The sequence below is a fragment of the Pseudomonas sp. genome, assembly GCF_036387035.1.
GTDB lineage: Bacteria > Pseudomonadota > Gammaproteobacteria > Pseudomonadales > Pseudomonadaceae > Aquipseudomonas.
Map to the genome: position 1 here is coordinate 1 of NZ_DASVUM010000206.1, position 7,388 is coordinate 7,388.

The 7,388-nt window shown below is 60.7% G+C and carries 7 protein-coding genes; 1 reads left to right on the forward strand and 6 read right to left on the reverse strand.

Features of this window, described 5'->3' with window-relative positions:
- From VF672_RS19505 to VF672_RS19515, 3 genes are all read right to left on the reverse strand, one after another.
- Positions 1-590: BapA/Bap/LapF family prefix-like domain-containing protein (locus tag VF672_RS19505; protein WP_331106181.1), on the reverse strand; the 590-nt coding region annotated here is incomplete at its 3' end.
- Between the two features lie 1,501 nt (positions 591-2,091).
- Positions 2,092-4,047, reverse strand: coding sequence for a putative bifunctional diguanylate cyclase/phosphodiesterase (locus tag VF672_RS19510; protein WP_331106182.1), 1,956 nt, complete (start codon positions 4,045-4,047; stop codon positions 2,092-2,094).
- Between the two features lie 175 nt (positions 4,048-4,222).
- Positions 4,223-4,732, reverse strand: coding sequence for a ferritin-like domain-containing protein (locus tag VF672_RS19515; protein WP_331106183.1), 510 nt, complete (start codon positions 4,730-4,732; stop codon positions 4,223-4,225).
- Between the two features lie 228 nt (positions 4,733-4,960).
- On the opposite strand from VF672_RS19515, the gene VF672_RS19520 reads away from it, so the two are divergent.
- On the forward strand, positions 4,961-5,485 hold the full coding sequence (locus VF672_RS19520) for a hypothetical protein (RefSeq protein ID WP_331106184.1): 525 nt from the start codon (positions 4,961-4,963) through the stop codon (positions 5,483-5,485).
- A 29-nt stretch (positions 5,486-5,514) separates the two neighbouring features.
- On the opposite strand, the gene cyoE is transcribed toward VF672_RS19520, so the two are convergent.
- From cyoE to cyoC, 3 genes are read right to left on the reverse strand one after another with little or no spacing between them, the layout of a single operon-like run.
- On the reverse strand, positions 5,515-6,378 hold the full coding sequence (gene cyoE / locus VF672_RS19525; RefSeq protein ID WP_331106185.1) for a heme o synthase: 864 nt from the start codon (positions 6,376-6,378) through the stop codon (positions 5,515-5,517).
- The gene (gene cyoD / locus VF672_RS19530; protein WP_331106186.1) at positions 6,375-6,713 is read right to left on the reverse strand and encodes a cytochrome o ubiquinol oxidase subunit IV; all 339 of its coding nucleotides are present in this window, start codon (positions 6,711-6,713) and stop codon (positions 6,375-6,377) included. Before cyoD ends, cyoE begins: the two co-directional genes overlap by 4 nt.
- Before the next feature lies 1 nt (position 6,714).
- Complete coding sequence (cyoC, locus tag VF672_RS19535; protein ID WP_331106187.1) at positions 6,715-7,329, reverse strand: cytochrome o ubiquinol oxidase subunit III; 615 nt, start codon at positions 7,327-7,329, stop codon at positions 6,715-6,717.
- Between the last annotated feature and the right edge of the window lie 59 nt (positions 7,330-7,388).

The following is a 7,388-nucleotide window of genomic DNA, read 5'->3' on the forward strand; positions in this document are numbered from 1 at the left end:
CCGAGCAGGGTGCCGTCGTTGCCGCGCACCTGGATGGTCGCGCCGGCTTCACTGGTACCGGTCAGCAACGTGCCGTCGGCGCTGACGAGCAGGTTGCCCGGTGCGAGAGGCGCGGAGGTGTCAGCGGCGTTTCCGCCACCGCCGCCGCCACCCCCCGATCCGGCGACGCCGCCGGCGGCCGCGGCTCCGCCTGCACCCAGCAGCCCGAGGCCGGCAAACGCCCAGGTGGGGGTCGCGCCGCTGACAAGGCCGGCGTCTGCGATGAGCTCGTCGAGGGAATTGACTTCGTCGAAGGTAAAGCCGTTGAAGGACTGCGTGTCGTACTGAGCCTGCCAAAGGGTGCCGTCTTCACCCTGGAACACCATGTCGCTGTTGGCGCCCTCTGGCGCCGTGTTGAAGAAATTCGCGACCTTGATGTGTTCGCCATTCTTCAAATTAACCACGAGGTCTTGCCCGTTGCGAGACACCGAAGCCACTTGGCTGGGGGCGACGGGCATTTGCACAACCGACGGCGAGTTGAGCGTTAGATCTCCCCAAGTGTTGGCAGTAAGTTCGGAGGTCGCTTTATTGGCAACAACGATATTGTCCATTCTGACAGTCCCTATCTTCGCTTTTAGCACTACAACAACGCGGTTAATGGCGTGTCATACCAGCCGCCTGATTTATCAAGCCAGGCGCAACTTTGTTTCTTGTTTGGATGAAAGCCGTTGGCCATTAATCTAGATTGGAAACACCCAATATCAATGGAGAATTGTTTGACGTTTATCCAAGTGAATGGATCCAATGACGTCAAGGCGTTGATAGGTATAGCAGAAAGGTAAATTAGATAGCTATCTACCGGTCGTCGGACCGTTTGCGCAAATGCCTTCGTATGGAGGGAAAACGTTTGCGCCGCCGTTATCGAAAAAGGGCATACGGGTTAATACGGGCGGGTGTTTGGACGCTCATAACGGACACATTCAGCCGAATGGCTGGCGGCCATGACCGTTATGTCTTATTTGATGAAAGTAGATAAGCGGGCGCGAGTTATAGAATGAATGTGCGGTAAATAAGCGTCGCGCGTTTCCCGGCTAAAGCCGGTCCCACAGTCGAGGTCGCAGCCAGTCAAACTGGATACATGCGGTCGGTTTAGTGGGACCGGCTTCAGCCGGGAAGAGGCCAGTTCAAGCACTCGAGATTTGGAAGTGTGATCGTCCCACGCTCTGCGTGGGAATGCCGACCCGGACGCTCCGCGTCCTGCCTTGCGACCTCATCACCTTGGCAACAGACGACGCAGAGCGTCGGGGGCTGCATACCCACGCAGAGCGTGGGCACGATCACTGTCGGCGGTGTGACACACGACGTCTTCCCGGCTAAAGCCGGTCCCACAATGATCGTTCCCCCGCAGAGCGTGCGCACGATCAGCAAGAGGGGGTGCACGCTCACTGGCGGCGGTGTGACACCCCACGCCTTCCCGGCTAAAGCCGGTCCCACAGTCGAGGTCGCAGCCAGGCAGACTGGATACATGCGGTCGGTTTAGTGGGACCGGCTTCAGCCGGGAAGAGGCCAGTTCAAACACTCGAGATTTGGAAGTGTGATCGTCCCCCGCTCTGCGTGGGAAGGCCGACCCGGACGCTCCGCGTCCTGCCTTGCGACCTCATCACCTCTGGCAACAGACGACGCAGAGCGTCGGGGGCTGCATTCCCACGCAGAGCGTGGGCACGATCAGCAAGAGCTGTGCACGATCACTGTCGGCGGTGTGACGCACGACGTCTTCCCGGCTAAAGCCGGTCCCACAATGATCGTTCCCACGCAGAGCGTGGGCACGGTCAGTAAGAGGGTGTGCAAGATCACTATCGGCGGTGTAACACACGACGCCTTCCCGGCTAACGCCGGTCCCACAGTCGAGGTCGCAGCCAGTCACACTGGATACATGCGGTCCGTTTAGTGGGACCGGCTTCAGCCGGAAAGAGGCCCGTGCAAACATTCGAGATTTGACAGTGTGATCGTGCCCATGCTCTGCGTGGGGAGGTCATCGCGCTAAGCCCGACAGCCTCCACGCCATTGCGACGACTCAGCGCCGAGGATCGGCAGTGTTCTCTTCGGCTTACTTCACAGAACAATAGCCGCCGCAGGTTCGTTGGGCGTCGAGCCGACCCACTCAAGGGTCTGTTCCAGGGGCATGGGCCGTGAAAACAGGTAGCCCTGAACCAGCGTGCAACCCAGAGTTCGCAGCGCTTCCAGCTCGGCGGTGGTTTCCACGCCTTCGCTGATGCACTGCAGGTTCATGTCCTGACTCAGTGCCAGCAGCGATTTGACGATCTTGTAACTCGCGGCGTTCTGGTGAATGTCCGTGATAAAGGAGCGGTCGATTTTCAGCTTGGTCAGCGGCAGGGCGTGGAGCTGGGTCAGGCTTGAGTAGCCGGTGCCGAAGTCATCCAGCGAAATCCCGCAGCCGCATTTACGGAACGCGTTGATCGCCCGCTGCGCCTGCACCAGGTCCTTGATGACCGCGGTTTCAGTGATTTCCAGGTCGAGCCGCGTGGCGTCGAAGCCGCTCAGGCGAATCACCTCGATCAGCTGTTCGACCGCCTCCATGGACGAGCAATCGTGTGCCGACAGGTTGAACGAGAGCCTGACATCGGCGGGCCAGCACTGTGCTGCACTCAGGGCTTTTTCAAGCAGCCGCGGCGTCAGCCGGTTGATCAGGCCAATGCGCTCGGCCACCCCGATGAAGTGCCCCGGGGCGACACTGCCCAGCTTCGGGCTGATCCAGCGTGCCAGCGCCTCGAACGCCACGGTGCGCGAGGTGCGGATGTCGATGATCGGCTGGAACATCAACGTGAATTCTTCGGCGACATTGGCCTGGCGCAGGCCCTGCTCGATCAACACGTCGCGCTTGAGGCGCTGGTGCTGACCGGCGGAGAACATGCACAGCTCACCGGGGGTCTCCCGCTTGCTGGTGTACAGGGCGTAATCGGCGAATTCGTAGGCCTCGGTCGAGGTGCTGGCCAGGTCCGGGAACACCACGACGCCCATGGACGCGCTAATGCTGACCTGTACCTCGCCGATCAGGAATGGCTGGCGCATGGTCCGGCACAGCGACTGACCTTGTCTGATCAGGTCGCTGTCGTCATCGGCGTTGATGAAAATCAGACCAAACTCGTCGCCGCCCAGCCGCGCCACGTGCAATTGCTCATGGGCAAACGCGCGCAGGCGCTGGCCGACCTGTCGCAACAGCTTGTCGCCCACGCCGTGGCCATAGGAGTCGTTGATCGGCTTGAACCCGTCCAGATCGATCATCCCCACCGCCAGCCGGCGGTCATGCTGCCGGGCGCGGTCGAGTTCACGATCAAGCAGGGCAAAGAACTGGCGTCGGTTGGGCAGGCCGGTCAGGCTGTCTTCGTTGGCCAGTCGCTGATTGTCGTCGCTGAGCTTCTCCGCGCGGACCTGCATGTTCACCAGCCGGGTGAACTCGCCGTAGTGGTTTTGCAGCACCACGATCATCGCCAGCGACACCAGGAAGACATTGGCCGCCATCGCGGTGTAGGTCGCGTTGCCAGCAGTGGCGAAAAATGCGACGAATGCGATGTTCACCACCGCGGTGGTCATCATGGCCGAGGAGGGCAAGTGCATCAGGCAGAAGATGCAAACGATGACCGTGATGGCCATGTAAAAGGCCACGTGGGATTTGGTGTACGTGTCGCCGTAAGGGAATAACAACAGGGCCCAGATCGTGAAGCCGAACGCGATAAATACCGTGAGCTGATTGGTGCGCTTGAGTTTTATGAAAATTTGCGCGGTCGTGATGGATTGACGCCGGCTCTGCCACCAGATCCCCGCTCGCACGCCGCCGACCATCGTCAACAACAGCGGGATATAAATGGTGAGCCAGGCAGGGGCAATACCGTAATGGGTCGCCGCCAGCGCCAGGGTGTTGATGAGCAAGATGACGTACATCATCGGCAGCTGGCGGGACAACGCGATGTACTGCGCTTCCATCAGACGAGTGTTGTCCTGCTGGACGGACAACAGCGACTTCAACCGTGTAAAAAACAGGAATTTCATGAATTAGAATCCAACGCGCCCAGCTGAAAAAAGCAATCCACCCACACCTTGATGCTCTGCAAAACCTTATGACTGTTCTGCTCTATCGGCTGGGCGCGTGGTTTCTGTAAAGGAGAAGCGCGTTGGTGATACGCAGCACTGAAAGGCCGTGGCCGCACAGGCGGCCACGATCCCGCTACTTTTTCGCTTCGGTGTTGGGGGCTGCCGAGCGAATCAGGAAGGCCTCGGTGACCTGCGGCATATGGGCGAGCAGCCATTCGGCCATGGCTTGCTCCTGGGGCAGAATCTGCTCGCAGGCGGCCAGCGTTTCTTGATCGCCGGCCGCCTTCGCCGCAGCGATGAGCGTGGTGTACATGGCGATTTCGACGTTCTCGAACACATAGCCCGCCATCGCGCCCTTGATCACTTCGTCGCTCATTAGCGAGCCGCCCACGGCCTGACCGAACGCCATCAATTTCCCGGTCATGTCCTTGAGCGTTGACGAGCCGCCACCCAACCGGGAGAGGCATCCGTCGATCAGTTTTTGTTGACCCAGGGTTTCCTGAATGTGTTGATCGATGCGTGCCTTGAGGTCGGGGTAATGCTCCAGCCGCTCGGATTGCGCCTTGAGCATGCTCTCTGCCTGCTGCTCCATTGCGTGAGCATCGCGCAGCCAGTCAAGCAGGTTTTCCTGTGGAGTTGCCATGGTTATTTCCTCTTGCTGTCAGTGTATGGGGTTGATAAGCAGGGTCGGGCGGGAGTTCAACCGTCTTCGGGGGGCAGGGAACAAACGGTCATAAATTTCGGGCTAAACGAAACAGGGATCTTTTCCAGACGGCGCTTGCCCAACAGAGCACTCACCGCACATGACGGGATTAACGCGGGGCTTCAGCGCCGCCGCGATGTGGGTACTCACCTTCAAGGATATGAACGCATGCAAATAGGCTGTCTGGGTTGGGGCTCGTTGATTTGGAAGCCCGAAGCGCTGCCGCTCGCCAGCGAATGGTTCATGGACGGTCCGGCGTCGCCGATCGAGTTCTCACGGGTGGGCGATGGCGGGGAACTCGCCACGGCGATCTGCATGAACGCACCGCCGTGCCAGGTGTACTGGGCGGCGCTGGCGGTAGATTCCCTTGACCGGGCCTGCGCCGCGTTGCGTGACCGCGAGCAGATCCCGGCGGCGCGCGAGGACGGCGTTGGCGTGTTGGTGGCCGCAGGATCCTCCACGGGACCCCTGGCGCAATGGGCACGCGAGCGGCAGCTGGACGCGGTCATCTGGACGGCACTGCCCCCGCGATTGAACACGGAGGGACGGCTGCCGACGGAGGAAGAGGCACTGGCGTACTTGCGCAGTTTGACGGGTGAAAAAGCGCAGCACGCCCGGCAGTACATCCGTCAGGTGCCGGCACAGATCGACACACCCTATAGGCGCGCCATTCACCGGCACCTGGGCTGGTAGCCGCCGACTCGTGCCGTTGCGCTCGGCAGTCAACCCTGCGCGCCAATGCAGAGCCCGACGTTGAGCGCAATGATGGTGGTGAGGGACACGCGGAAAACCTTGCGGGCCCACAGCGCCTGCCCGCGCGACCGCCAGCCAGACGCCGCTACCCATGTCCAATACCCGCCGAAGCCGCCGAGCAGCAAAAAGTAGGCAGCGTTCAGGTGGGCACTGATGCCCAGCACCCATGCACAACCCAGAAACGCGAGCACGTAGAGATTTATGTGCACGGTTGCGGTGTCTGGCGGCAGAGCGGGGAGCCGGGCGGCGCGCACGTCGTCCCTGCGGTACAGGGCAATGGCGTGAGAGTGGGCCATCTGCCAGAGACAATAGAGGATGATCAACAGCGCAACGCTGTCATCCACCTCGCCGCGCGCCGCGCAGTAACCGATGGCGGGCGGCATCGCGCCGGAGAGGCTGCCGATCACAATCCCCCAGTGCGAACGCCGCTTGAGCCACAGGCTGTAGAACACCACGTAGATCACCCAGCCGATCCCCGCCATGGCGCTTGCGAGCAGGCCGGAGCAGGTCAACAACAACGCCAGCCCGGCGACGCCAAGCGCTGCGCCATAGAGCCGCGCGGTCTTCAGCATGAACGCGCGATTGGCCAGCGCCCGATGACAGGTCCGGGCCATGCACCGATCAATGTCGCGGTCGATGCAGTTGTTGATCACGCAGCCCGAACCCACCACCAGCGCCGTGCCCAGGACCGTCGCGGCCAGCCTGCCGGCGTCCAGGCCTTGCCCGGCGCTGCCGAACATGAATCCGCCGAGAACGGCGATCACGTTGCCCATCACAATGCCGGGTTTTGCCAGCTGCACCCAGGTGTTGACCGGGGCAGCAGGGCGTTTCAATGCGCAAGCATATTGTGATGGATGCTGCTCATGATCCATATCGACAACCCCACCAGCAGGACAATAATGATGGCCGAAAAGACCAGGGCCACTAGGTTCCAGCGCTGTTCAGCGGCGGTGTCCAGGTGCAGGAAGTACTTGAGGTGGATGAAGATCTGCACTACCGCCATGATGATCACCAGCCAGGCCGTCGCGCTGCGGGACAGGGACGGGTACATCACCAGGGCGAACGGAATGACGGTCAATATCACCGAGAGGATAAAGCCGATGTTGTAGGAGCGGCTGCTGCCGTGGCTGCTGCCAGCGGTGCTTTTGACAGGACTTTGGGTATACATCTCAGACCACTCCCAACAGATAGATAACCGTGAACACGCAAATCCACACCACGTCGAGGAAGTGCCAGAACAGGCTCAGGCAACTCAGGCGTGTGGCGGTGGTGGTATTGATTCCGCGGCGGTTGATCTGCCAGATCAACACCGCCATCCAGATCAGGCCGGTGGTGACGTGGGCGCCGTGGGTGCCCACCAAGGTGAAGAACGCGGTGAGGAAACCACTGCGATCCGGGCCGTAGCCTTCCTGAATCAAGTGATGGAATTCGTTGATCTCCATCCCGATGAAACCCAGCCCCAGCAAGAACGTCAGGCCCAGCCAGCGAATGACGTACTTGGGTTCATTGCGGTTCATCGCGAGCATGGCGTAGCCATAGGTGATGCTGCTGAACAGCAGCAGCATGGTCTCGGTCAGCACGTACGGAAGCTCGAAAATATCGACCGTCGAAGGGCCTCCCGCGACACTGTCACGCAACACCGCATACCCCGCGAACAGCGTCGCGAAGAGGATGCAGTAGGTCATCAGGTAGATCCAGAAGCCGAATACGGTCATCGATCCGGCGTCTTCATGCCCCTGCTCATGGCTGTGGGCAATGTCATGGTCCAGCACACTGTTCGACATTATTGCGCCTCCGCCAGTTGATTGAGTCGTGCCTGTTCGGTCCGCGCCACTTCTTGCGC